Raw genomic sequence first — 222 nt, 5'->3', positions numbered from 1 at the left:
TAATTTAAAAATGCATCATCGTAAGATGTGCAATGGTGGAGCTTAGCGGGATCGAACCGCTGACCTCCTGCGTGCAAGGCAGGCGCTCTCCCAGCTGAGCTAAAGCCCCATAACAGGAATGGAATTTTATGAAAATGGTGGGCCTAAATGGACTCGAACCATCGACCTCACGCTTATCAGGCGTGCGCTCTAACCAGCTGAGCTATAGGCCCCTAAAGGAAA

At 50.0% G+C, this 222-nt stretch carries 2 tRNA genes; both read right to left on the bottom strand.

Annotated elements, in window-relative coordinates:
- Positions 1–33: 33 nt before the first annotated feature.
- Positions 34–109: transfer RNA gene (locus IHV10_RS22665), tRNA-Ala, on the bottom strand.
- Positions 110–135: 26 nt separating this feature from the next.
- A tRNA-Ile gene (locus IHV10_RS22660) sits at positions 136–212 on the bottom strand.
- Positions 213–222: the final 10 nt, after the last annotated feature.

It is taken from the genome of Fictibacillus sp. 5RED26 (genome assembly GCF_015903895.1).
Taxonomy (GTDB): domain Bacteria; phylum Bacillota; class Bacilli; order Bacillales; family Fictibacillaceae; genus Fictibacillus; species Fictibacillus phosphorivorans.
This window is presented reverse-complemented; position numbering and strand designations above follow the sequence as displayed.